This window comes from Microcoleus sp. T2B6, from assembly GCF_036700475.1.
Lineage (GTDB): Bacteria > Cyanobacteriota > Cyanobacteriia > Cyanobacteriales > Microcoleaceae > Microcoleus.
Genome location: NZ_JAUBOZ010000056.1, coordinates 1 through 24714 on the forward strand (window position 1 = coordinate 1; position 24714 = coordinate 24714).

Genomic DNA, 24714 nt, shown 5'->3' on the forward strand with positions numbered 1-24714 from the left:
ATTTATTCAAGCCACTTTTAGCTGACTGACCGTTCGGCAAATAAACCAAATTACCATTTTCAACATCAGTCTTGGGCTTGGCACGTCTAGTTAAATTTTTGACACTCAAGTCTTCAACAACTAAAACCTCACATTTACCGAATAGCTCATGTGCAGTTTTAAACTGAAAATCTAATCTAGCTCTAGCTACAAACTGATGGAGTTTGGAAATCTTGTCCTTGATAATCTTCCCAGGCTTAGAACCCTTGACTCTATTAGCTAAGTTCGCTTGAAGTTTTGCCAATTTCTGGGCAGACTTCCTCAAAAAGCTAGGATTCTCAACTCTCTCGCCATTGGAAAGATAGACGTAATTAGTGATTCCCCGATCGATGCCAACAGTATTTTCGACCGTCGGTTGAATTTCTGCAACCGTTACGGGAACTGTTTTATCTTCTAGCGTCAGGGAGATATACCACCCATCAGCTTCTCTGATAACTGTTCCCGTCTTAACTGTGAACCTTGTTGGTATTGGACGGTGGAAAACCATAGGTACTTGACCTATTTTTGCGAGGTCAATACAAATCCTATTTTGCTCGTCCTTGACAATATCAAGATTGTCTAGTTGAGGATAAGTGAAAGATTTGTAGTAATGAAGCCCTTTGAATCTGGGCTTGCCTCTACGATTGCCATTTTTATCGGGCGTGGTGAAATTTGAAAAGGAAGTTTCCACTCTGTTGACGACATCTTGCAAAACCTGAGAGTCCAACACTTTATAATCAGGAAATAGCTTTTTTGTGTTTTTCAGGTCAGCCAGTTGTATGGTTTGCCACTGTACATATCCGCCTTCAATGTTCGATAAAACGTCACCTTTCCTGGTCAAAGGATTGCCTGACTCATCCTTTTTTCTACCATCCCTAGTTTGCACTCTCGTCAAAGGAATATTTTGATAAATTTCCTCAATCGGGACTATCGAAACAATCAAGGGGCAGGCGTTGATAGGTGTTCTCGTGGCTGACCACCACCTAAATCTATCGCCAAGTCGGTAGTTGTACTGCCGACGACAGAGCTCTAGGTGAGCCACCATCGTTGTTAGTTGGGCTTTTGTGGGTTTGAGGCGGTATTTGTAAGTGAGTTGCATTTTTTAACTTTCTTTTTTCGACCTTTGCATAGTATAGTTTGTGTATGTCCAAAATGCCACACCAAAGATTACCCTTTCAACACTTAGGAAGTACATCGAAAATCAAGATACTTCCCAAGATTAATTCATAGTGGCTAAGTCTAATTGTCGGTTTCCGTCCCTCCACCCGACGCTTCTTTCCATCACGCGGGCGTAATTTATTCGGGGTACTTCGCGCAGCGCTCAGATGTGTCCCCTCTAAATATACCGAGGGACTTCCCGGCTGGTAGTTAAAACAAATTGAAAAATTTATATTTTTTCCCAAATATCCTTGACTTATTTTTTTATATGTGATAAGGGATATTTTTAAACTCTTGTCGATTTGCCACTCCCGGAGAGTCAACCCTGTAAGTGTTGGGGAGCAGTTAATAGTTTACCTGGAATTTTCAGGCAGGGACGATCGCCCGATCGGTAGACTTTCACATCTCGGAGGCGGGGTTTGCCCACAAAGTCCGTGAATTTGGGCAATACGCTCAAACAGCGAAGGATGCTTAACTCGGTATTGAGGAATCTAAAGCTAAAGGACTCAGCATGGCGACAGCAGCAAGCAATATCTGCCATGCTCAAGGCATCGCCTACGAAACTAGCACCATCCTACCAGCGAGTAACCCATAAATGGAGTAAGTCGGAGCGAAACACGACATTCCCAATAAAGTTCACTTTTGCAACTCCTCTGTAGTCGCGTCCTTTAGTTTGTGGGAGCTAGTCCCAACCAAGTGGAGCGTAGTAAGGTAGGAATTTTTAGGCAGTTTACCCTGGCCTAATACAATCAAAGTGGCAGTCGCTAACACCGTTCTAGTTTGATTGCACACCTCAAGTATTACTACTTAAGGCTTTTAAGATTGAGCTCCGCCTCTGGGATGTTGCGCTGGATTGCTTTTAACGCTACATTGCGGGCGGCATTTAATCCAGAATGAGTTTTGTAACCATTAACAGTTGCCACTAATGCCGCCCCAGATTGATAGTCCTCAAATTCAAGTGGGCTAGCAGGAAATTTAACTCCTCTCCAAAGTGGATCTCCCCACGGACTAAGACGGCTCGTGTTCATCGGACTAACACGAGTTGTCAATATGGCATAATCTTGATACGCAATCCGCTTGACTTGTTCAAAAACCTTTCCCTTGAGCCAGTAAGCGCGTTTTTGATTTGACCGCCTAGAAAATTTACCTTTTTTGGGGCGAAGATTACCCAGGTGTTCAAAACTAATTACATCCGCTTTCCAGTGCTTCGCGAATTCAACAAGCCTCCTTGAAACAACCCTAGAAAAGTCAATTTCTCTAGCCGTTATTGAGTCCCATTTTGATTTAGCAAAACCGCGACTCACTATTTTGGATTTTCTCATCTTGATTGCAATTCTTCCTAGATCCCGCTTCCTACGAGCTATATGACGCGACTGGTTGATAAAGTGTCTAGCGATCTCAGTCGTTTCGCCTCTGTCGTTGGTTTCTAGAACGGTTGCAATGATGATAAACTTGTCGATATCCATATCAACTCCGCAGGTTCTAAATGCGGATTTAGACATGAGTCCCTTGATACCTCCCGTTGCAGGAACATACTTTTCTAGTGGAAAAACGATCCACAAAGAACCGTTTTGTACCTGAATCCTGGGAGAACCTTTTACCCATTCCGCTGAGATATGAGGGCATTGGTATTGATGTTTAACCCACTTCCACGCATCTCCAGCTCGCATCTTCAAAACAATGGAAAAGCCATCATCCTCTTTCCACATCCCTGAATCGTACTGCGGGTTGAACCGGAACGCTCTAGGATGGATAGGAGGTTTATGATGCCTCATCCGCTTCGGCCGATTTAACCATTTTTGGTAGGTAGAATTCCAACTTTCGTAAGCGCCGATGGCTTGTCGAATTGCAGCTCTTTTCAATGGGGAAGGGAAACCATTGATAAACTGATGACCAGCAGTCAGTAGTTCGTAGTATCGCCAACCACCATTAGATTGAACGGGAATACTAACGCCTTGAGGATTTTCGGCAATTAACAGGAAATAAAAATGCACTATTTCGTTGTAAGCATCCTTGGTTTCCTGCATATCAAACTTTGAGCGAATCAATTTCGCTTTAACTGATTTTGTTGCGATTGAATATCCTTTTTGGCGTTTGAGCATTTTAGACTGATACTCCTATACACTCCGATTCGTCAATGGGTTCCGCAGATTTTTCGTTAGTCGTTATTTCTTCTTTACTGATCGGGTCTTTGTAACGCCTCAGAAAATAAAGGCGGCTACTAAAGCAGTGCATGACGCTCATAAAGTCCTGCATCAATTCAGCGTGAGGGGATAGGTCGGTTTTGCCTAAAACAGTTATTTTGCAGCCATTTTGAGAGCAGTACCATTCCACAAATTCAAATCCAAATCGGCACAGACGATCTTTGTGAGCGACAACAATTTCAGATATTTCTCCGTGTCCAACTCGCTCCATCAATTTAATGAATTTCTTGCGCTTAAAATTCATCCCAGAGCCGATCTCTCGAATTAAGTTGCCTTGCCGATTAGCTTTGAGGGCTGTAGCTTGAGACTCTAAATCGTTTTTCTGCCAATGAGTTGAGACGAGCGGCATAAATGATTACCAATCCGGTAGTTTCCTGCAAGCCTGATTTCCCGACAATACTGGACTCTAGGTAGCGGCGATGACCTCCTTTGGAGCGGATGTATTCGATTTTGCCGTCATCCGCCCAATCTGCTAATGTTTTAGGGTGGTAGCCGTATTTTTCCTGTGCTTGAGCTGGGGACAGATACATTACTAGAACAATCTAATATAGAGAATCACTCCAGTATACTCCAATATTCCGTTTTCTAGTAATTAGACGGTGCAATAGGTTTAAAGCAGCACTCAGGCGCAACTGGAGCGAGTTTTGCCGACGCCTGGTTAATACCGCAGTGGCGCGAGGCCAATTGAATCACTAAACTGGCTCAAAACAGACGGGTCGATTTGCTTGCCCGCAGCGGCGCGAAACTCGCAGTAAACACATCGAGTAGCAATGTCGATGCTTTCATCGAGCCTGTATTCGATCATCGAAGCCTCAGCTTACTTTCCTCTCGTCTGCGGGCAACAGTGGCGGGGAAGGAAAACGAGACTCGATCGTGCAAAATTTTCGTCGCGTCTGCGCTCGCCTCCGGTTGACCAAGAATTTCAAAGGTGGTACCCGCCACGTGATTTATCCGTGGAATCAATCCAAAATCGAAAATCGAAAATCAGAAGAGCCCCCGCATTTATCCGTGGGGTCGCCTCTAAAATCTAAAATCTAAAATCTAAAATCGATTGACCTTCGAGTTGAGGCAGCAGCACGGGCACTGTCTTCAAACCTCTCGTCAGAGACTTGAGTTTCAAAACCGGCAGCCCGGGAGTCAAGTTTTCCACTTCAAAGGGGATGCCCTTGTAACCCAGCGCTAAGCGGACTTTGCTGCAGTAAGGGGATGTACGGAACAGTAGTAAAAGCATCAGACTACAACTAACACCCAACTTGAGACCTAGACCTCTGAGATGAAAAAATGCGAGGAGCGAACGATTTTTCACCTGGAGGCTAGGCTCGTTGGGCCAACACTCTCGGATCGCCCTAGTTAGGGAGACTTTTTAGGAGAAGGGGCAGGGGTAGTAGTTGCACCAGTCCCAGGAGTGGACTTTGGAGATGCAGAAGAAGCAGGGGGAGTAGTAGTAGTGCCAGTGCCACCAGTGCCGCCCGGAGAGGGGCTAGGGGAGCTGGGGGTGGTGGTATCTCCTCCGCAGGCGCCGAGGGCTACTGCCAAGCCCACGACCAAAGTCAAACGAATTAATCCCTTGTTCATAAAAACTCCTTAACATTGAAAACCCATCGCAAGGAAGGGAATAGTGTACTTGAGAAACAATGCTGGCACGAATAGCTCAACGATTCGCTCGTTGATTACAATACTGCATTTATTAATAAATTTCACATAGATTATCGCTAACCAGCAAAGATTTCTTTTTTTTGGCAAATCCTGAAGTCAAAGAGACCAGTGGTAGGATGGGTTGGTTGGCTTGTGAGGTATCCTTGGTAAGGATAACCGATCGAACCCAGATTGCCACAACTGGCGCTCGCCCTTGAAAAAAAACTCTTAAGCTCAATCAAGCTGAAGCTACCCCACTTTACGTATTGGTGAACTCTATGACCGCTGCTATCAGATCCCCCGATTCTCCCCGCTCCCGATCGACCCGCAAGCCCGCTGCTGGCCCAGCCAAAAGCAAAGTTACTTCTATTGCCAGAGCTAGGCGGGCGAAGACAGGGCCGGTATTGCCCAACTACTCGCCAGCCGAAGAACAGGCTATTGCTCGATCGTCCGCATCGGTGCTGAAAGTCCTGCCCAATCGCCAGCAGCAGCCAGTGTGGTTGCGATCGCTCCTGCAGGCACAGCGCGCCTCCTCAGTGGTAGCAGTTATGCTTTTGGGCGGTGCTCTGAGTCTCTACGGCTTGACAGTTTACGGCGAGCAGCGCTGGAGTCAGGAGTATCAAAAATTGGAAACTCTGCGTCTCCGGGAACAGCAATTGAGTGCTTCTAGCGAAGTATTGAAACACCAACTTGCTAAAGAAGCCCAAAATCCCGAAACCGGTTTGGCTCGGCAGAATCCTGGGGACACGATTTTCTTGCAGCCGGCCCCTGAAACCCGATCGCCCGTTGCGGCACCAAATTCTGAGCCCGCTCTCAAGAAGGGAGGCGGTGTGGAAACACCGCTGGGCTATTAAACCTGTGTCAAAGCGGAGAGCGCCCTCCGGGCCTGAGTGTCCGAGGGCCTGAGAATTGGAGGATATAATTTCCTTTTTGGCTTTTTTGCAAGTCGCGATCGATTTTCTGCTTGCAACCGGAAGTTAAAAGTTAAAAATAATTAACACCACTTCAAAAAACAGAAGGCAACTGTAGGTGTGATCCAAACCCTGATACGGATTGCCAATTCCCAAGTCGTGAATTTTCTCTTTTAACATTTAAGTTATAAATTCTAAATTCTAAAACGCTCTAACTTGCTATTGAATTTTTAATGCCATGAGCTACGACCCCCGTTTTGACCGCTACAGATCGCCGAATTTCAAACGCACAAAACAGGCGGGCGATTCCCTACGGGATAGCTTCGCCGCGCGTACTGGGTGGGAAAAACCAGCCAAACCTAGAGCTTCGGGCAGTTTCGGCCGATCGCCACAACAGACGGCTGCATCTTGGGGGCGACCGGTGGAGCGTTTAAAGCGCAGCAAGTTCCGTTTGTGGGCCGTGTGGGCGGTGTTGATGCTGGGGGGGCTGGGGCTGGCTGTGAATTTGTTTTATTTGCAGGTGACGCGAGCTCCGGCGCTGCGTAAACAGGCTCTTCAGCAGCAAACTCTCAAAACGAAGCCGTTTGTGCCCAGACGCCCGATAGTTGACCGCGCAGGGAATGTTTTGGCGATCGACAGACAGGTGTACACGCTCTACGCTCACCCGAAGTTGTTTAACCACTCGAAGGCGGAAATTGCTGCTAAATTGGCTCCGATGTTGGCGATCGAACTGACTCCGGGCACTACGTCGGAAACTGAACTGATACGCAGGTTTAATCTTGCTGAAAGCGGTATTACAATTGCGGACTCTCTGCCTCAAGAGGTTGCCGATCGCGTCGCTGGGATGCAAATTAAAGAGAGTCTGGTCGATGGCTTGGAGTTGCTGCGGCAGCAGCAGCGTTTTTACCCGCAGCAGGAGTTGGCGGCTGATATCCTCGGTTATGTGGACGGGGAACGGAAGGGACAAGCCGGGGTGGAATACAGCCAGCAGAATTTGTTGGAACGATCAATGCCGTCGATTCAGTTTAGCAGGTCGAGCAATGGGAATTGGGTTCCCGATCGGCTGACGGCGGGATTTGTGCAGCTTGATGACTTGAAATTGCAATTGACGATCGACAGTCGCTTGCAGCGGGCTGCGCGAGTTGCTCTCAAGGAAAAAATGAAGCAACACAATGCGAAGCGGGGCACAGTGATTGTGATGGATGCCCGTAACGGGGAATTGCTGTCAGTGGTAGCGGAACCTTCTTATGACCCGAATCAATATTTTAATTTCGATTTGTCGCGCTATAAAAATTGGGCTGTCACTGATGTTTATGAGCCTGGTTCGACTTTTAAAGCGATTAATGTGGCGATCGCTCTGGAAGCGGGTGCGGTGAAACCTAATAGTGTGTTTAACGATGAAGGTCGGATTTACATGAATCCCTGGACTATCCAAAATTCTGATTACCAAAGAGCAGGCGCGCGCGGCCCTTCGACTGTTACTGAGATTTTGAAACATTCTAGTAATGTGGGGATGGTGCACATCATGAGAACCATGAAACCTTCTCTTTACTATCAAGCTTTAGAAAAACTCGGACTCGGACAAACTGCGGGAACAGATTTGCCTTTTGAAGTAAGCAGCCAGCTTAAAAATCGAGAGCAATTTATTAATTCTCCTGTGGAAGTTGCTACTACTGCTTTTGGTCAGGGTTTTTCGATAACTCCGATGCAGTTGGTGCAGCTTAACGGCGCTTTGGCTAATGGTGGCAAGTTGGTGACTCCTCACGTTGTGCGGGGACTTTTTGATAGGGAAGGTGAAGCTTATTGGAAGCTTCCCAGACCGGTTCCGAAGCAGGTTTTTTCGCCGAAAACCACTAAGCAGGTGTTAGAAATGATGGAAACTGTGGTTGATGGTGGTACGGGGAAAGCTGCACAAATTCCTGGGTATCGGATTGCTGGAAAAACGGGCACGGCTCAAAAAGCTAATGCTGGTGGGGGTTATTCTAACAAGGCGATTATTACTAGCTTTGTGGGGATAATGCCTGTGGAGGCTCCTCGGTATGTGGTGCTGGCGGTGATTGATGAGCCGAAGGAGGGTTCTTCGGGGGGTACGGTGGCGGCGCCGATTGTGGAGTCGGTGATGGAGGCGCTGATTTCTATTGAGAAGATTGCGCCGAGTAAGAAGTAGTTGATTATATCTGATATCAAATCCGTTAGCATCGGAATAGTAAATCCGAGTTCACTGTTGACTGTTCACTGTTGACTGTTCACTGTCAACCGTCAACCATTGGTAACAAGTTAAGCTAAGAAAGGATTTGTCAATCAGCAATTATACTCAACATTTACTCGGATTTTGGGCATAAAACTGAGATTTGGGCGGTTTAGGAATCATGCCGAGGGTGATATTTATACCTACTTTCTCTCAAATCGTGAATTTTCCACTCCTAAAAAAGCAGTTTTTTGAGTAATATTACTGATTGACAAATGCAATTAAGTCTTAACTTGTCACCAATGACCGTCAACCGTCACCCGTCAACCGTCAACATCATAAGGAGTGTAACCGGAAATGATATGAGATGTTGCGTCAGGAATTGACGCTCGAATTTGACGCTCGAAAACACGGCTATTGAGGACACGGCAATGCCGTTTCCCTACCCCCAACATAATTCATCGCCCTGTCAGTAACAATATCTTTTGTTTTCGTTGGGTTTTAATTGTCTTTGGGAGGTGCGTTTATGTCCTAAAAGAGTGGAGATGATGATGCAGCGTTGGCTCTTTCTTAAGTTGGGATGATATAGTGTTAGGGTTCCTTTGGCTCTTATACTCGTTAGCGTGCAGTCGTGGTCGCTTCGAGATACGGGGCAACCTCGATGGTTGAACATGACTCGCCGGATTGTGCCGTTTGTTTTTTGCTCGTTGTTTTCATTTACTTGGAGCACTGTTGTTTCATTTGTATCTATTTGAATTTGCGGTTCTAGGTTTTTCCATTGACTGGCTGGTACTTTGCCTGGGGGAATGTCGGCTGGGTGAACGGCTATTTGTACATTTTCTCCTACTTGTTTGAAGCTGGCTTGCCATGAAATTTTGGATCGTTTGGCGTTGCTGTGTGCAAGTTCCATTGCCCAATAAGCTCGATCGAGCGATACCTTTAAACGGTGGTTGTTGATAAACATTAGCCAAGAGGGGGCGACGATCGCACTAAATATTCCTATGATTAAAATAATTATCAATAGCTCAATCATGGTAAAACCTGGGGCAGGTGTAGTGGCTCTGCCTTTTAGCATTTTATTTATTGACACGTAGATGCACTCCCTGATATTTAGCTGGCCCAAAAAACAGCTAGGAGGAGCTATTTTTTATTGGGTATATTTTAACTTTGGGTTTGGCTAGTGTGTAGATCGGTATTTACTGAAAATTTATGCGACTTTAAAAAAAACTGCGGGTAAGAAAACGGCAGTCAAGAAACGGTAGTGCGGTTTCCCTACAGCAATTTTGTCGATCGCCCGATCGCACCAGAGCGCGAAGCTATAGCAGGAGGCAGGAGGTAGAAGGCAGGAGGCAGGAGGCAGACGTAATCAGAGCAAGGGTTTCAGCAATCGATCTCCTCCGGCGCCGCCAAGGCGGTTGCTATATGTAGGGAGCATCTCAATGAAAGCAGCCAAGGTAGAAGTTGGAGTTTTTAGGCAGGAGGTAGAAGGCAGGAGGCAGAAGGAAAGCTCTCCTGAGTTTATGGCGTAAAATATAGCAATCAATACAGTGATAGTGATGAATTTTAATTTAGGGCTTGCTGAATAAGTTAAGAAAAATCGCGTAGGCGTAGCCAGCCGTAGGCATCGCACTTGATTGGCAATTCAAGCTCGGGGAGACATAACTTTTTGTTGACTATAACTTGCCCAGTTATAGCTTTTAATAATCATTAAACCATAAATAGGTGTGATTTTCGGTTTGTGACATAAAAACGCACAAAAAACCCGTCTTAACCAGGTAGAAAGGTTAATTACTAAAAAAGTTTGGGCAATGGCTGTTTCCGAAGTATTATCAAGTTTTGTCATCACCCGATTCAGGCTAAATCTTCTTTTTCGCAAGTCCCAAATTTGCCCTCAATCGCATTTCTAATTCTCTCATCTTCTGAGGCTTGTTTCTTTGTTTCCTTACTGACATTTGCTGGTGGCCTTCCTAAAGGGGGGCCACTAATTCTAATTCCTCTTTCTTTACACCAAGCTCGATTTTCTCGCGCTTCGATAAATGCGATCTGCGTGGACTGATTCTGGATAGTATCCTGTGTAAATTTTAAATGCTTCAAATGAGTGCTTTTAAGTCTCCTGATTCATTAAAGTTATCCCAACTTATCCGGTCTAAAAATACATATCCTTCAAAGCAACTCGCTGACAGTTTGGCTCCAAACTCTACAGGTTTCCCTGCTTTCCCTCTGACAATGGGACGGATGTGGGGTTGGCTTAAACTTACTATTCTGTCCGATATACTCGGTTTTTTATTTTCAAATAACCAAAGTTGTTGCCGATAGACTTCTGTGAGAACTAGCAAGGTTTTATATTGCTTCTTGGTCAGACTTTGTAGGGTGGCATCTGAGTCGATTAGCTGTTCAATATGAGCGAGGTTTCTTTTAATATATTGCAGTTGTTTTTTAAGGGCTTGGATTTTTTTGTTTCGTTTAGGTCGTCGTTGTTTGGCTACTGCTAAGTAGTCTTTCCTGGCTATTTTTCGGTAGGTTATGGGTTTTTTATTAATTTTTACTTTGAGGGACTTATAAAGAATGTCGATGATTTTTTCGGTGTGAATTCTTGCCTTGTTTAATAGTCCTAAGTCTGTGGGATAGCTAATGTCTGCTGGGGCACAGGTGGCATCTATGATTAATTTTCCTTGATTGGTTGATTCATTTTTTGCGTCCGAATCCTTTTTTTTCGGGCGGTTTTGGGGTGGTTTCGCGCATTTTTTCCACCATGCGTTCGTTCACTTTCTTGATTAAGTTTGCACTGATTCGCTGCCGAAAGTGGACTAATAATGATGGATCAAATGGGGGGTCATTACTGTATGTTGATTGACCGATAAAGTATTGCAGGTATGGGTTTTCACGGATCTGTTCTACTGTTTCTATATCGCTAATTAAGAGTTTTTCTTTGATGATTAATGCCCCTAATGCCATCCTAAATGATCTGGCGGGTGCTCCCATTTCGGTGGGGAAATTTTCAGCATAATCTGATTCAAATTCCGACCAAGGAATTAGTTGGGCCATTTTTACCCAACGGTTATCTTCTGACAATCTTCCTTCAAAGGGGAGTTCAAAGTCGGATGGGGGGCTTGGGGCAAGCTCAGCTTTTCTATACACGCTCGCAGGTGGTGATGCACGGGTTTTGACTGATTATACCTGTTTTTCTTGCACCCTTACTACTTTGTTGGTCGGAAAACCCATACACTGTTTACTTTTCTCACTGATTCAGCAAGCCCTAATTTAGACTATCGATTAGACTTGCCTGGAGTCAAGGTAGAAACTTGTACTCAAATTGAGGGAAAAATTTACTTTCGACGCTCCTGTTTTAGCGTCAAAAATAGTTGGTACTCACTGTGAGAATTATACAGAAGAAATTCATCCGAATCTTGCGGAGTTCTGGGCGATCGCGCGATCGGATATAACGATTGCCCGGTTAATTGTAGGGAAACGGCACTGCGGTGTCCTACTTGCGGGTAATATCAAATCTGTTAGCATCGGAATTATTCCTATCTCTCTTCTCGACTTCTGCGTAAATGGGCGTCAATACCTTGTCCGGGGCGGTTAATACATTCTCTTTTTTTAACCGCAGATGATGGCAGATAAACACAGATTAACGCAGATGAATCCAATCGCGTCCGGTTGCACCATCCGTGATTATTGACTTTGACTGGATTTTACTATTCCGATGCTAGACGAGCGGCAATTACTATGAGAATATCATATTATACAATGGTTAGTAAAAACCGCGGGCGAGCTGCTACTTATGCTAAAGTTGTTGCGACTAGAGAACTGGGAATTCTGGTGGTGATGGTGTAGCGCCCGCAGATTCCTGATGTTGAGCAGGTTGCTGATGTGGAAGGGGCGATCGCTTGGTTAATTAAGCAGTTATTAGTTATTAGTTATTAGTTACATCCTTGGGGCGATCGGAATGTGCCAGCTTGCCTCAACTGAGCCTGTAGCAGCCAGACTGCAAGAATTCCTCTCCCCGAAGCGTCTATAACCAACTAAGCTACTATCAGCAGGTGGGGTTAAGGTCGCGGATCTGAGGGGGTGACAACGCTTCTGTCTTTGTGAGAGCGATCGATTTAAACTCTTATCAGTGCAAGGCTGTCCGGTTTTTTGTCACTCCGTCACGAGAATTACTCTAATAACCCTACCCAATCAGGAGACTCAAATATATGCAATACAAAAACGGTATGCCAATTGCCATTATTGGCGCGGGAATATCAGGCATTACGACAGCCAACATTCTAAAGAAAAATGGTTTCCAAGCAGTTGTTTTCGAGAAAGCCGAAAAGATGGGCGGAGTATGGGCAGTTGCATACCCAAACGTACACCTGCAAAATATCAGGGAACAGTATCATTTATCAGATTTTCCCTGGCCATTCAGCCCTGATTTACATCCCACCGGAGAACAAATCCTGAATTATTGGGTGCAAGCGGTCAACCATCTAAAGCTTGATGTGCGGTTAAATCACGAAGTTATCGAACTAAAAGAAACAGAAGATGGCTGGCTATTAAGATATAAAAACCAGGAGGGCGTTCACGAAGAATTATTTGGATACGTCGTTATCTCAGTTGGGCAATATACAGAAGGAAAGTATCAACCTGAATTTCCAGGTATCGAAGATTTCGGCGGGAAAATCATCACTGAACGGGATGTCCACACGCTTGATATATTTGATAATCAACGAGTTGTAATCGTTGGCTTCGGAAAAAGCGCCTTAGACATGGCGACTTTCGCAGCAAAACAAGGCGCACAAGTAAATCATGTATTTCGTACACCGCGCTGGCTTATCCCCGAATGGATTTTGGGCGTACATTTTACCTACGCATTATTCAGCCGCTTTGGAACAGTGATGATGACAAGTTGGGCACATCCAACCGCCATTGAACGTTTCCTGCACAATCGCCTTGGCTTCATTGTTTCAGCTTTTTGGGATTTGATTGCATCCATCTTCCGCTTTCAAGTTCAGCGAAATGTTTCTGGAAAAGGTCAAGAGGCCCAGCGCCGCATCAAAGCTGTACAACCAGACCACAAACTATTGCCTGATTTACGTTCAGCCACAGCGGTTGCGCCTGAAAATTACTATCCGTTTATTGCAGAAGGAAAAATCTCGCCCCACCGTGCAGAATTATCGGGTTTTTCGCCAGAAGCAGTAAAGTTGAAAAATGGTTGCGAGATTCCATGCGATTTAGTCGTTCTATCTTTGGGTTCGCAAACGCCGATTTTTCCATTTTTGCCTGATAAATATCGAAAAATGTTGGAAACCGAACCCGATGGCGTGCAGTTATATCGCCACTTGCTTCATCCTCGCATTCCGGGCATTGCCTTTGCTGGGTTCAATCATGGATATATGCACGTGCCAGCAGTCGAGATCGCCACACAATGGCTGTGTGCTTACTTGCGTGGTGAACTTGAGTTACCTTCCAGCGAAAATATGGAAAAAAGTATTGAATATATCCGCCAGTGGAAACGCGCAAATATTCAATTTGAACCTTCGCGATCCTGTGCGACCAACACTCGCTTCCAACAATATATTGACATCATGCTTAAAGATCTGGGTGTTTCTCCTTATCGAAAATTGCCTAACATTTTCGCTGAGATATTCGGCAGATATCAACCATCAGATTATCTTGGAGTATGGGAAGAATATAATCACAAAAAGAAAAGTCGCTCTACTCCACTACACCCTCTTCCGTTGGATACATGATTGCTTTCCTAGCTTAAGCTGTTACCTTAGCAATGGGCACTGCCTGGGAATACAAATCGCTCGGCTAGGCCTCCAATTCCAATCACCAATGCCCAATTGCCAATTCTCAATCCCAAATTATTTGGATTTTTTCGGACTATTCAAAGAGTTAAGATGATTGTTCATATCCTGCAAATATTTTGATAAAACAGGATACTGTGAAGTTGCTAGTAGTGCATCTTTTTTCTGGGTGACTGTTGTTTCTAATGGCAAAACGCGATAGTTCGTTTTATTGTTCTGAGTATAGCGGTGCACCCAAGTAGGATATGTTTTTACATCTGTAATTTCTGTGGTTTTTTCGGGAAATTTTTTGCGAAGATTTACTTGGAAAATCACGCCTAAGTCTGTATATTTTTTATTCTGACCGGAAATGAAGTTTCCCATTGAATAAATTGCTACAGCTTTGCGGGTTTTCCCATTTTTGCCGGGGAAGTTAAAAATTTTGTAAGGTTGGAGGACGTGGGGATGGCTGCCGAGAATGATGTCTGCACCAGCTTTTAATAGGTTTTCCACTAATTGTTTTTGTTGGGTGTTTGGCTGTCGCTGATATTCGTCGCCAAAATGCAGGGAAATTGCGATAATATCTGCTCCTTGTTTGCGGGCTTTGGCAATGTCTTTGACTATCTTTTTTTCGTCGATTAGGGAAACTAAGTAATCTTTGCCTTTGGGTATGGGAATGCCGTTTGTGCCGTAGGTGTAGGCTAGCTTGGCTAATGAAATGTTGTTTTTGGTGCTGATAAAAGTGCGATCGGCTGCGGCGGCTGATGTGGCTGTTCCTGTTGAGGCAATTTTGCGATCGCTCAGATTGGCGATCGTCCTAATTACCCCTTTTTCTCCACGGTCTAAAGCATGATTGTTCGCAGTTGTCAAGATATTAAATCCAGCTTTTTTAGCCGCATCCGCTAATTGAGCCGGTGCGTTAAATAGCGGATATCCCGTATATCCGCCCGCATCTTCGCCCGCTAAAGGTGTTTCGAGATTTCCGATCACCCAATCGCCTGTTGACAGGATACTTTTAACTGGTGCGAAGAAAGTGTCAAAATTGTATGTTTTATTTTTTGCGTCGTAGCCCGATCGCGTTTGGGTACTGTGCATCATGATGTCGCCGACAGCAATTAGTTTTGCTTCTTTGATTTCAGACTTTGGTTTGGCGGGAACAGGGGCTGCAATTGGCGATGGCGTCCCGCCCCGCAAGCTACGACTTTCTGTAGGCTGTGTGTTGGTTTGTGGCGTTTGGATATTGCAGCCTGCGATCGAAAGCATGGCAATTAGCGAGAGCAACCGACGAAAATCCATGATTTTTGAGAGTTATTTGTCGGCTTATATGGTATCATAACTAATTTAGTTACGAATCAAAAAATGAAAAAAAACTATCTAATTATTGCCTTTATTGTTTTTGTATCAATTACAGCTTTTGGTGTTTTGACTTACGCTCAAACTTCCGGCGATAGACCTTTTGAATTTGCCTTGATTGGCGATTTGCCCTACAGTGCCGAACAGGAAGCACAATTTCCGAGTTTGATTGCAGATATCAATCGATCGCCCGCAGCGTTTGTCGTCCACGACGGCGACATTAAAAACGGTTCTAGTGTCTGCGATGATGCAACTTTTGTCAGCCGCAAGCAGTTATTTGACAATTTTGAGATGCCGTTTATTCTTGCCTATGGTGACAATGAATGGACGGATTGCCACCGTTCAAAAAACGGCAGTTACGATCCAGTAGAAAGACTGGCTAAACTGCGAGAAATATTTAGCAACGGTAATCAAAGTTTGGGAAAGCGCACCTTAACTCTCACCCGTCAAAGCGAAAACCCGCAGTTTGCTAAATTCCGCGAAAATGTTCGCTGGATTTATCATGGAGTTGTGTTTTTCGCGATTAATATGCCGGGAAGCAACAACAATTTTGGCCGCACTCCCGAAGCAGATGCAGAATATGCCGATCGCAATTGGGCTAACTTAGCCTGGATCAAAGAATGTTTTGTTTTAGCCAAACGCAGCAACAGCAAAGGAATTGTGTTAGTTGCACAGGCAAATCCGGGATTTGAACTCGATCCGACCGACAAAAGAAGAAGCGGCTACAACGATTTTATCGCAACTCTGGAAACAGAAACAGGCAATTTCCCAGGGCAGGTTGTATTCGTCCACGGCGATACTCACTATTTCCGCATCGATAAACCTTTACCCTATTTTACCGATGAGACTCAACTACCGAGAATGAAAAATTTTACTAGGGTTGAAACTTTTGGTTCTCCAAACGTGCATTGGTTGCGGGCGTTTTATGACCCTACAAATCCTAATTTGTTTGAATTTAAACAGCAGATTGTTCCGCCAAATTAGGCGAGGTAACACAAAATTTATGCAAAAGAAATATTTTTGGGATTACACTTAAGATAGGTAGAATTGAGGAATTTATTTATGACGATCGCAACTGAGCGCCTTACTCTTGAACAATTTCTGAAACTGCCAGAAACTAAACCGGCTAGCGAATACATTGAGGGCGAGATTATCCAAAAACCTATGCCGAAAACAAAGCACAGTCTATTGCAATTAAGAACCTGCAACGAAATTAATCAGGTGACGCAAACTCCCAAGATAGCTTATGCCTTTCCAGAGTTGCGGTGTACGTTTGGCGGTCGATCGATTGTTCCAGATATTGCGGTACTATTGTGGGAACAAATTGAATTTGATGAGAGCGGTGAACCGTTGGATGATGTGCTAATTGCACCGTATTGGGCGATAGAAATTCTCTCGCCACAACAAAGCTCAAATCGCGTAACTAAAAAAATCATTCACTGTCTGCAACATAATTGTCAGTTGGGGTGGCTAATCGATCCAGACGATCGATCGATTTTAGCGTTTTTACCCAACCAACAACCGCAATTCTGCGAAGGTAGCGATGTCGTTCCTGTTCCCGAAATGATTCCCTTGAATATCACCGCTGAACAGGTGTTTAGCTGGTTGAGAATGCAAGAATGAATCAGGGCGATCGTCTTTTTTTACATCACATCCGGTTTTAAATCTTTTTTTCTTTAAAGTCTCGCGTTGCGCGGAGGCAAGGCAAGTGTAGTTGCGGTTGAAACCGCCGATCGTAGGGGCGGGTTTCACCGACAATAATTGTTAATAATCGACAATATAGTAAACCCGCCCCCACCCAATGGTAAATCCCCATCTATGTTTTTCTCCGGCGATCAAAATCAAGGTTCATGTAGGTTATTGGTGGTGTGGGGGCGGGTTTATATAGATTGTTTGTACTCGTTATATATTGTCTGTAAAACCCGCCCCTACATATATTGTCTGTAAAACCCGCCCCTAGGAAATTCCCTATTTCCGCCACCTGTCAAATTGGTCTTCGGAACAGCCATTAATACATTGATTGCTGACTTTAAAGTCTCGCGTGGCGCGGAGGCAAGGCAAGTGTAGTTGCGGTTGAAACCGCCGATCGTAGGGGCGGGTTTCACCGACAATAATTGTCAATAATCGACAATCTAGTAAACCCGCCCCCACCCAACGGTAAATCCCCATCTATGTTTTTCTACTGCGATCGAAATCAAGGTTCATGTAGGTTATTGGTGGTGTGGGGGCGGGTTTATATACATTGTTTGTACTCGTTATATATTGTCTGTAAAACCCGCCCCTACATATATTGTCTGTAAAACCCGCCCCTAGGAAATTTCCTATTGCCGCCACCTCTCAAATTGGTCTTCGGAACAGCCATTAATAAATTGATTGCTCACCCAACCGTCAAGGATTGTCAAAGTTTCATTAGGAGGATTTCCCGAAAATCTGGCCGCAATTTTTACCCAATTACCTTGTCTGCTGACAGCCCTAACTCCGTCTCCTCTTTTCAATTTAGCTACAACCGGGTACTGATTGCCTGGGCCTTTGCGAAGGTTAACAGCGCCACCTTCACCTGTAATAAACGAGCATTGAGTTTGCTTTTTTAAAGCTTCTGCTTTTTCTGGAGCAAGACTTTGCTGCTTGCCGAAAACAGGGAAGCTGTAAAGTGAGAAGCTAAAACTTGCAACTGCGGCTGCAATGAAAAAGGCTTTTGATTGAGTAAAACTTAGCATTATTTCATCTCCTTGGATTGGCAGGACTGAAGTCCTGACTATGAACTTTTTGAGAAGGACTGAAATCCTTACTACTAACTGTTATTTGACAGAGGCAAACCATTCGGTAACACCTTGGGCGATCGCCTCGGCTAACTTCTTCTGTTCTGTCGGATTCACAATCCATTCAAACTCTTCGGGATTGATCATAAATCCCAATTCCATTAAAACAGATGGAGTAACGGCAGGACGAGTCATGGCTAAGTTGTTCCAGAATACACCATAACTCGGACGGTTCAAATTGGCAACTAAATAATTGTGCAAAAACATTGCCAAACTGTGCGCTTGCGGGTGAAACCAGAAAGCGCCGACGCCTTTAGTATTAATGGCGTCGCCGTTATCCGGCAAAGCATTGTAGTGAATTGAAATTGCGATCGCAGGTTCTTCTTTTTGAATCATTTCCACCCTTGGCGGCAAATCCAAATCGACATCTTCTACCCGCGTCATTAGCACATTCGCGCCCCGATTTACCAATTCCTCTTGCACCAATTTCGACACCGTTAAAGCTACTGTTTTTTCCCTAATTCCCACTGGGCTCACAGCACCTCCATCTTCCGGCCCGCCGTGTCCCGCATCGATGAGAATCTTAATTCCCGACAGCGGCTTTGCTTGCGACACAGGTGTCATGCTTGTATTCGCGGGCGGGTTTTTTAAAGACAGCACTAAAGTTGTGCCCTCGTATCTCAATTTATAGCCCCACTGCTGGGCAGATTTGAGATTAAAAGTGTATTGTACTTGCAGTGGCGCGATTTGTTGCCATTCTAAACGTGAAATTACTGGGTCATCCGAGAGGCGAATAATGTCAGTTTGAGCGGTAGTATTGTACAGGGTTAAAGTGAAAGTGCGTTCTCCTTCCTGCACGGTGACTGGGACGGGTGTTTCTAAGGGAAATAACACCTCTGTCCAGCCGGAAACTTGACGCGAGCTGGCGCTGCGAATAATCGATCGCGGAGGCACTGTATCCTTGACAATTCGCACTTCCGATGCTTTAATCCAAGCACCGTAATCGAGTCTGAGCCATTCTCCTTCGCGCCCGATAATTGTTGCTCGCGTTCCCTTCGGCAGCGGTGTCATCCGAGAAAAATCTGTACTCGCCCCGGTTCGGGCAACACCCGGATCGGCCGTTACTTCTGCTATTTCTAAATCCGCCGGAGACAGAATAGAAATCTTGCCAGTACCTTGTTGGCTGATAGTTTGACCGTTCATTGTTAGCTCAAAGGATGGCACGCCTAAATCAACTGTTTCTCCCTTAGATGAGAGGGCGTTCTCAGGGGTTTTACCGCAGCCTTGATACTGTTGGCTGCCGCCTTTTTTGATCGGGGAATTTGCGTCTAAAAGTACAGATGCGTTGTCGGGTAGTTCCACTTGCGATCGCGCTTTTAAAGGAATAGTAACGCCCGCCAATTTTACTGAAACTTGAGCATTGGCAGGTGCGATCGCCCCAAAGCAAATATATTCTCCCGGCAAACTCGCCACATCGACTTTTGGCGTCAGAGAATCTTTAGCAAAAGCCAATCCTACAGGGGCTACCGGCTGATTCGACTCGCGCGTCACCTTAATTTTGACTTCCTGATTTTCGTAACGCAATGTAAAGAGATTTTCGCCGAGTTGCAGCGGAAAAGTCGGGGCGAAATGGCCGACTGCGGTGCGCGAAATTTGGTTGCCATTTACCAAAACTTGTCCCGGTGCGGGCGCTGTACCGATTAAAAAGATGCGATCGGCTGTAGTTTTGTGGTTAGCGGGAGGATAAGCGACGAACAAAGGTTGAGCGGCGACAGCTACAGAGGCGATCGCCATTATCAGACCAAACACACATAATGCTAAAAATTTTCTCATTCTATATCGCAACTAATTGAGACTCTGTTGGTTATTTATACTAGAAGTTGCCCTAAGAAACCGGATTTCAGAGGATTAGTCGTAAGTCTTATTTACTAGACAGAACCCATTTTATCAGGTTTGTAGTTGCAATTGAGTGATCGGCAATATAAATTCCTGCGTAAAACCATTAAGTTTTAATTAGTTCAGAGGTCGTTCTCCACAGTTGATCCAACCGATTCGCCGGCATCGTCAGATACAAAACATCCCCCGTACTCAGACAACAATTCAGTAAATCCCAGCCGTGAATAGTTTGACCCTTAGTTTCCGCATAAAGAGGCACAAAATCAGCAGACATAGCAGCATCTTGAATACGGTGGCCACAGAAAGGATGGTTGGGCGTAATCAAGGTAGCCAAGCAAACCCATAGACTGTCAGCAGTCATTCCGTTCCCTAAAATTCTGCCTCCAATCGCCGCCGCCGCGAAAGCAGGATCTGCCAATTCCGTCGGGTTCAAAACTCCTTCAAACTCAAAAACTTGCTGCACCATTAAAGCAAAGTGGGGGTATTGATTGCCAGGGTAAACGCATCTTAACTTTAACCCCAAAGATGCTACAGTTATATCCGACTAATTTTCTAGGTAGTTTCTTGTAGTTTAGTGGTGCTATCAATGGCAAGAGGTTTTAGTAAAGCTGTAACTTCGCAACAAAAACCAAAAGATTCATTGCCTTAAAAGAATCTTTTAAATACCAGTTTTTTAGAGCCTTTTGCTGGGAGCATCTCATATTTGTAAAAATACTTCTTCTGGCTCATTCCTCCTTCTGGCTCCTTCCTTCTTCTTCTTTCCTTCTGCCTCTTTCCTTCTGCCTCTTTCCTTCTGCCTCTTTCCTTCTGCCTCCTGCCTCCTGCCTCCTGCCTCAAAACTCCAATTTCTAGCGGAGGGCTGCAAAGGTGAGATGCTCCCCTTTTGCTTTCCGTGAAAGACCCAAGAATAGAAAGAAGTAAAGAACACTTACTTAAAGATATTAGATCAATTGCGATTCTAGCTGTCCTCAGCGGTGCCGACGGATGGGTGGCAATAGAAGACTATGGTAATGCCAAATATGAATGGTTAAAAAGCTTTCTAGAATTACCGAATGGTATACCATCTCCTGACACATTTAGTCGGGTATTTGCCCGAATTGAACCGCAGCAGTTTCAAGAATGTTTTTTGAGTTGGGTAAATGCGATATTCGGGGAATTATAACTAAACGTGATTGCCATTTATGGCAAAACGATGAAACAATCTTATGACCGAAATAACCAGCAAAAAGCGCTACATATAGTCACTGCGTGGTGTTCATTTCATCAATTATTTTTAGCAAAAAAAGTCGATAAAAAATCTAACGAGCTGACAGCAATTCCGGCATTAATAGAAATGTTAGAAATTGCCGGAAGCGTAATAACCATAGATGCTCGCTTGATGTCAAAAAGACATAACATCTCTGATTATCAAGAAAAAAGGAGATTATGTTTTAGCTTTAAAAGGGAATCAAAAACTCCTCTACCAAGCTGTGAAAGAGTGGTTTGAAGTACCTAAGAAATAAGATTATTTAGGCAGAGACTACAATCCGGCATGAGCAAGTAGAACCGGGACATCATGGAGTGGAAAAAAGACAAGTGTGGACTGTTGATGTATCCGAGTTACCACCTCTGCACAATCAAGAATTATGGACGGGATTAAAAACAGTTGTCATGATAGTTAGTGAACGACGGCTGTGGAATAAAACCACGACAGAAGCTCGTTTTTACGCTTAGTAGTTTAAGCAGTCATGCTGAAAAAATTGCTGGGGCGATCCGCAGTCATTTGGGCATTGAAAATAGCTTACATTGGACACTCGATGTTACATTTTGTGAAGATGAAAGCCGGATTCGGAAACAGAACTCTCCCGAAAATCTTGCACTTCAATCGGAGGCTAGCAATAAATTTACTGAAACAAGAGAAAACTTCCGGCACAAAGTCTAAAAATGAAACGGTATCGAGCGGCAATGGACAATAATTATTTAGTTCAAACTTTAAACTCTGCCAGTTAATACTCGCAATCTAACACCTATCTAAGAAGGAAAATTATCCGGCTTTAAGAACTTCAGAAAATCTTAAGGTTCTGATTTAATGTGATCAAGTCGGGTGAAAATTAAGAATTTTAAGAAGGTTTTTTTAGTGATTTAGTAATGCAAAAATTCACTTTTTTGTCAAATTAATTTAGATGCGTTTACCCGGTAGCTAAATAAGTAACCAGCTCATCTAAATTCTAATATTGTTTATTCTTTAACCACTCGATTACTTCAGTATTTTGTCGAGCTGTTAAATACCCTTTTGACCCTTTATGTCCTAGGTTTATTCCGGCGATGCCTTGGGTTTTAAATTGTTTTTTCCAATAACCACTAAAAAATTTACTTACACGCCATATCTTGCTGATTTCATGGTAGATATTACCTGAGAGCGCCATCGGATCAGCTATTGCTCGTTTTAGTTCTCTGGCATCGATATCGCTTTTAATGAAAGATTCTAATTGGGCTATTTCTTTTTCCATATCTTTTTGTGGCAGTTGTAAGTTATTCATTTTTTTATGGTCACAATCAAGTATTGCATATAATTGTCTCATAGTCTTGATAATGATTTAGGATTGCTATAGCGGTTCTCAAGCGTGGTGAGGTATGCCCACGGAGGCCACGGAGGCCACGGAGGCCACGGAGGCCACGGAGGCCACGGAGGCCACGGAGGCCTATGCCCATGAGTACCTCATATGAGAGCTCGAAAGGCTATATAGCATTTCGAGCTCTCATATGAGGTATCATGTTACTGACACTCACTTGTGAGGGTCAAACAGAGAAGATAAGATCAAATGAACTATAATTACATGGTTCAGTACAGCCACGCGAAAGCGATACCACACATAATAGCATTTTGTTGACAGCACGAGCTGCTTGACTCACCACACGTTTACTGATACCAAACTTCATACATTGTTAAAAATGAAACCTTATTCGATTGATTTTAGGCAAAAAATCCTTGATACTTATCATGCTGAACCCATTTCACAAAAAGCAATAGCTAAGCGTTTTTCGCTCTGCCCTGAGTTTTGTACAAAAATTGCTTAAACAATATCGTGAAACAAAAAATATTACCCCGAAAACTGACCGATGTGGAGTCAAAGGAAAACTGAATGCGGATCGCCTACTCATCTTGGCGAAATTGATTGAAGGAAATAATGATGCAACTCTTGAAGAACTCCGTTATTTACTTTATGGGAAAATTGGATTTTCCGTTAGTAGAGCAACAATAGGAAGAATGATAAAACTCTTAAACATTAATGTTAAAAAAAACTCTCTTCTTTTCAGGCAAAGGCACTGAGCGAGTTCAAATCCTGCGAGGTGAGTTCGGGAAAACAATTAAAAATATTAGTTTGAAAGACTTAATATTCAGTGACGAATCGGGAGTTAATTTGGCAATGGTGAGGTTATATGCTAGGTCTTTAAAAGGTGAAAGGGCCAAGGGGCCAAAACCAACTAAACGTGGCAAAAATGTCTCAATAATTGGAGCAATGTCAGTCAATGAAATTTTGACATCGGTTAATCTAATAGGCGGAACTGATGCAATTACATTTGAAGCTTTTATTATCAGAAAACTTGTGCCAAAACTATGGAAAGGTGCTTGTGTAGTGATGGATAACTGTCCCATTCACCTGGGAGAAGAAGTGAAAAAAGCGATCGAAGAAACCGGGGCAAAATTAATATACTTATCACCTTCTTCACCAGATTTTTCACCGATTGAAAATCTGTGGTCAAAACTTAAAATCATTCTCCGTTCTATCAAGACTACTAATTATCAAGAATTAGGAAAAGCACTCTTAGTTTGCGTTCGGACAAGTTACATCGTCAAATATTTTTAACTGGTTTACACACTGCTGTTATTGTACCTCATCTTTTTGAGAAAGGCTATATATACGGCTGACCATTGATGATCGCTACAGCAATCCTATTTCAGTTGTAAACTAATTTTTTTCACAGTAAACTATCCATTAAATCCATAACGCGGATAGCTTCATCTGACAAAGATAGAGATTCTTGTTGATTGAGGTGATGCTCCAAAACTCCTTTGAGCGCAATCAATTTCAGGCTATTTTCTGCTAAAGTCTCAGAAATAGCTTGTGCTCCCGGCAAATAGCCGATCGCCCCCAAGTCCATCAAAGCCGATCGCCTCAACTGCAAATTATCCCCATTCAAAGCACTTACCAACCGCTCTCCATAAACCCGCTCACCAGTTAGCTGATACATCGCCCGCGCCGCAGCGTACTGCACCCGCTCCACAGAATGTTCTAAAAAAGGTGAAATTAGCGGTATTGCTTCTGTCGCTTGCAGGGTTCCCAAAGCTTCAATTACCGAGTCGTAAGGTTGCACGAGGTGCGATTTTCCTGGCACTCGCACAGCCACAGCTACGCCCCCATCCAATAGCTTCATTAGCGGCTCAATAGAATCGCGATAGCCCAGCATTTCTAGAGCTTGAGCGGCCGCTTCCCGCACGTAATAATCAGCGCATTCCAAACAACGAATCAGGGCCGGTAAGGCTTGTTTGTCGCCCAATTTACCCAGAGCCCGCGCCGCATTTCGTAATAGGGAATAGTCGCCAATTTTTGTTTGTTCTGACTCTTCTTCCAATGCGGCAATTAAAGCTGCAATAGCTGCAGGTTCCTTGACTCTAAATCTGCCCACCCACCAAGCAGCATAATACCGGAGACTGTAATCTTGGGAGTGCAAATTTGCGATCGCCTGTTCAACAGTTAAAGACTCGCCCTCTGCTAAACCCGCCGGCGGTGAGTCGGATTCGTAATAATCCATAGTGATTAGTTGTTAGTTATTAGT

The 24714-nt window shown here is 44.2% G+C and carries 21 protein-coding genes and 4 pseudogenes; 8 read left to right on the top strand and 17 right to left on the bottom strand.

What is annotated here, in order from left to right; translation table 11 throughout:
• The 7 genes from QUA00_RS22155 to QUA00_RS22185 form a co-directional block, all read right to left on the bottom strand.
• The coding region (locus QUA00_RS22155) for a transposase (protein ID WP_333411141.1) at positions 1-1117 on the bottom strand (1117 nt) is incomplete at its 3' end.
• A 378-nt stretch (positions 1118-1495) separates the two neighbouring features.
• Positions 1496-1717 carry a hypothetical protein gene (locus QUA00_RS22160; RefSeq protein WP_333411142.1) on the bottom strand — a complete coding sequence of 74 codons (222 nt, stop codon included), beginning with the start codon at positions 1715-1717 and terminating at the stop codon, positions 1496-1498.
• Between the two features lie 262 nt (positions 1718-1979).
• A complete protein-coding gene (locus QUA00_RS22165) occupies positions 1980-3203 on the bottom strand; it encodes a hypothetical protein (RefSeq protein WP_333411143.1) in 1224 nt (407 codons plus the stop codon).
• Between the two features lie 76 nt (positions 3204-3279).
• The gene (locus QUA00_RS22170) at positions 3280-3729 is read right to left on the bottom strand and encodes an IS607 family transposase (protein ID WP_333411144.1); all 450 of its coding nucleotides are present in this window, start codon (positions 3727-3729) and stop codon (positions 3280-3282) included.
• The gene (locus QUA00_RS22175; protein ID WP_333411145.1) at positions 3662-3910 is read right to left on the bottom strand and encodes a helix-turn-helix domain-containing protein; all 249 of its coding nucleotides are present in this window, start codon (positions 3908-3910) and stop codon (positions 3662-3664) included. Before QUA00_RS22175 ends, QUA00_RS22170 begins: the two co-directional genes overlap by 68 nt.
• 497 nt (positions 3911-4407) lie before the next feature.
• The gene (locus QUA00_RS22180) at positions 4408-4611 is read right to left on the bottom strand and encodes a glutathione S-transferase N-terminal domain-containing protein (RefSeq protein ID WP_333147591.1); all 204 of its coding nucleotides are present in this window, start codon (positions 4609-4611) and stop codon (positions 4408-4410) included.
• Between the two features lie 119 nt (positions 4612-4730).
• A complete protein-coding gene (locus QUA00_RS22185) occupies positions 4731-4955 on the bottom strand; it encodes a serine protease (protein WP_333147593.1) in 225 nt (74 codons plus the stop codon).
• A 338-nt stretch (positions 4956-5293) separates the two neighbouring features.
• On the opposite strand from QUA00_RS22185, the gene QUA00_RS22190 reads away from it, so the two are divergent.
• Positions 5294-5869 (top strand): hypothetical protein, encoded by a 576-nt coding sequence (locus tag QUA00_RS22190; RefSeq protein ID WP_333411146.1) that lies wholly within the window; start codon positions 5294-5296, stop codon positions 5867-5869.
• Positions 5870-6164: 295 nt separating this feature from the next.
• Positions 6165-8093, top strand: coding sequence for a penicillin-binding protein 2 (locus QUA00_RS22195; protein WP_333411147.1), 1929 nt, complete (start codon positions 6165-6167; stop codon positions 8091-8093).
• A 490-nt stretch (positions 8094-8583) separates the two neighbouring features.
• Here QUA00_RS22195 and QUA00_RS22200 read toward each other — a convergent pair whose 3' ends face one another.
• Together QUA00_RS22200 and QUA00_RS22205 are read right to left on the bottom strand one after the other, a co-directional pair.
• On the bottom strand, positions 8584-9204 hold the full coding sequence (locus QUA00_RS22200; protein ID WP_333411148.1) for a transcriptional regulator: 621 nt from the start codon (positions 9202-9204) through the stop codon (positions 8584-8586).
• Positions 9205-9756: 552 nt separating this feature from the next.
• Positions 9757-11252 (bottom strand): annotated as a pseudogene (locus QUA00_RS22205) (IS5 family transposase).
• A 175-nt stretch (positions 11253-11427) separates the two neighbouring features.
• On the opposite strand from QUA00_RS22205, the gene QUA00_RS22210 reads away from it, so the two are divergent.
• Entirely contained in the window at positions 11428-11700 is a 273-nt protein-coding gene (locus tag QUA00_RS22210; RefSeq protein ID WP_333146072.1) for a hypothetical protein, read from the top strand.
• Between the two features lie 613 nt (positions 11701-12313).
• Positions 12314-13849 carry an NAD(P)/FAD-dependent oxidoreductase gene (locus QUA00_RS22215; protein ID WP_333411149.1) on the top strand — a complete coding sequence of 512 codons (1536 nt, stop codon included), beginning with the start codon at positions 12314-12316 and terminating at the stop codon, positions 13847-13849.
• A 117-nt stretch (positions 13850-13966) separates the two neighbouring features.
• On the opposite strand, the gene QUA00_RS22220 is transcribed toward QUA00_RS22215, so the two are convergent.
• Positions 13967-15184 carry a CapA family protein gene (locus QUA00_RS22220; RefSeq protein WP_333411150.1) on the bottom strand — a complete coding sequence of 406 codons (1218 nt, stop codon included), beginning with the start codon at positions 15182-15184 and terminating at the stop codon, positions 13967-13969.
• 63 nt (positions 15185-15247) lie between these two features.
• On the opposite strand from QUA00_RS22220, the gene QUA00_RS22225 reads away from it, so the two are divergent.
• Entirely contained in the window at positions 15248-16225 is a 978-nt protein-coding gene (locus tag QUA00_RS22225; protein WP_333146078.1) for a hypothetical protein, read from the top strand.
• A 78-nt stretch (positions 16226-16303) separates the two neighbouring features.
• The gene (locus QUA00_RS22230; RefSeq protein WP_333146080.1) at positions 16304-16864 is read left to right on the top strand and encodes a Uma2 family endonuclease; all 561 of its coding nucleotides are present in this window, start codon (positions 16304-16306) and stop codon (positions 16862-16864) included.
• Positions 16865-17209: 345 nt separating this feature from the next.
• Here the strand turns inward: QUA00_RS22230 and QUA00_RS22235 are convergent, their stop codons facing one another.
• The 5 genes and pseudogenes from QUA00_RS22235 to QUA00_RS22255 all read right to left on the bottom strand — a co-directional run bounded on the left by QUA00_RS22235 (position 17210) and on the right by QUA00_RS22255 (position 20761).
• Positions 17210-17410 (bottom strand): hypothetical protein, encoded by a 201-nt coding sequence (locus QUA00_RS22235; protein ID WP_333146084.1) that lies wholly within the window; start codon positions 17408-17410, stop codon positions 17210-17212.
• A 152-nt stretch (positions 17411-17562) separates the two neighbouring features.
• The gene (locus tag QUA00_RS22240) at positions 17563-17958 is read right to left on the bottom strand and encodes an SH3 domain-containing protein (protein WP_333411151.1); all 396 of its coding nucleotides are present in this window, start codon (positions 17956-17958) and stop codon (positions 17563-17565) included.
• A gap of 81 nt (positions 17959-18039) precedes the next feature.
• On the bottom strand, positions 18040-19833 hold the full coding sequence (locus tag QUA00_RS22245; RefSeq protein ID WP_333411152.1) for an N-acetylmuramoyl-L-alanine amidase: 1794 nt from the start codon (positions 19831-19833) through the stop codon (positions 18040-18042).
• Positions 19834-20002: 169 nt separating this feature from the next.
• Positions 20003-20392, bottom strand: a pseudogene (locus QUA00_RS22250) (potassium channel protein); the annotation flags it as partial.
• Positions 20393-20593: 201 nt separating this feature from the next.
• A complete protein-coding gene (locus QUA00_RS22255; RefSeq protein ID WP_333146090.1) occupies positions 20594-20761 on the bottom strand; it encodes a hypothetical protein in 168 nt (55 codons plus the stop codon).
• A gap of 18 nt (positions 20762-20779) precedes the next feature.
• Between QUA00_RS22255 and QUA00_RS22260 the strand changes: the two are divergent.
• Positions 20780-21885: pseudogene (locus QUA00_RS22260) on the top strand (ISAs1 family transposase).
• Positions 21886-22103: 218 nt separating this feature from the next.
• On the opposite strand, the gene QUA00_RS22265 reads toward QUA00_RS22260, so the two are convergent.
• On the bottom strand, positions 22104-22415 hold the full coding sequence (locus QUA00_RS22265) for a hypothetical protein (protein WP_333411153.1): 312 nt from the start codon (positions 22413-22415) through the stop codon (positions 22104-22106).
• Between the two features lie 412 nt (positions 22416-22827).
• Between QUA00_RS22265 and QUA00_RS22270 the strand changes: the two are divergent.
• Positions 22828-23784, top strand: a pseudogene (locus QUA00_RS22270) (IS630 family transposase).
• A gap of 72 nt (positions 23785-23856) precedes the next feature.
• Here QUA00_RS22270 and QUA00_RS22275 read toward each other — a convergent pair.
• Complete coding sequence (locus QUA00_RS22275) at positions 23857-24690, bottom strand: HEAT repeat domain-containing protein (protein WP_333411154.1); 834 nt, start codon at positions 24688-24690, stop codon at positions 23857-23859.
• Between the last annotated feature and the right edge of the window lie 24 nt (positions 24691-24714).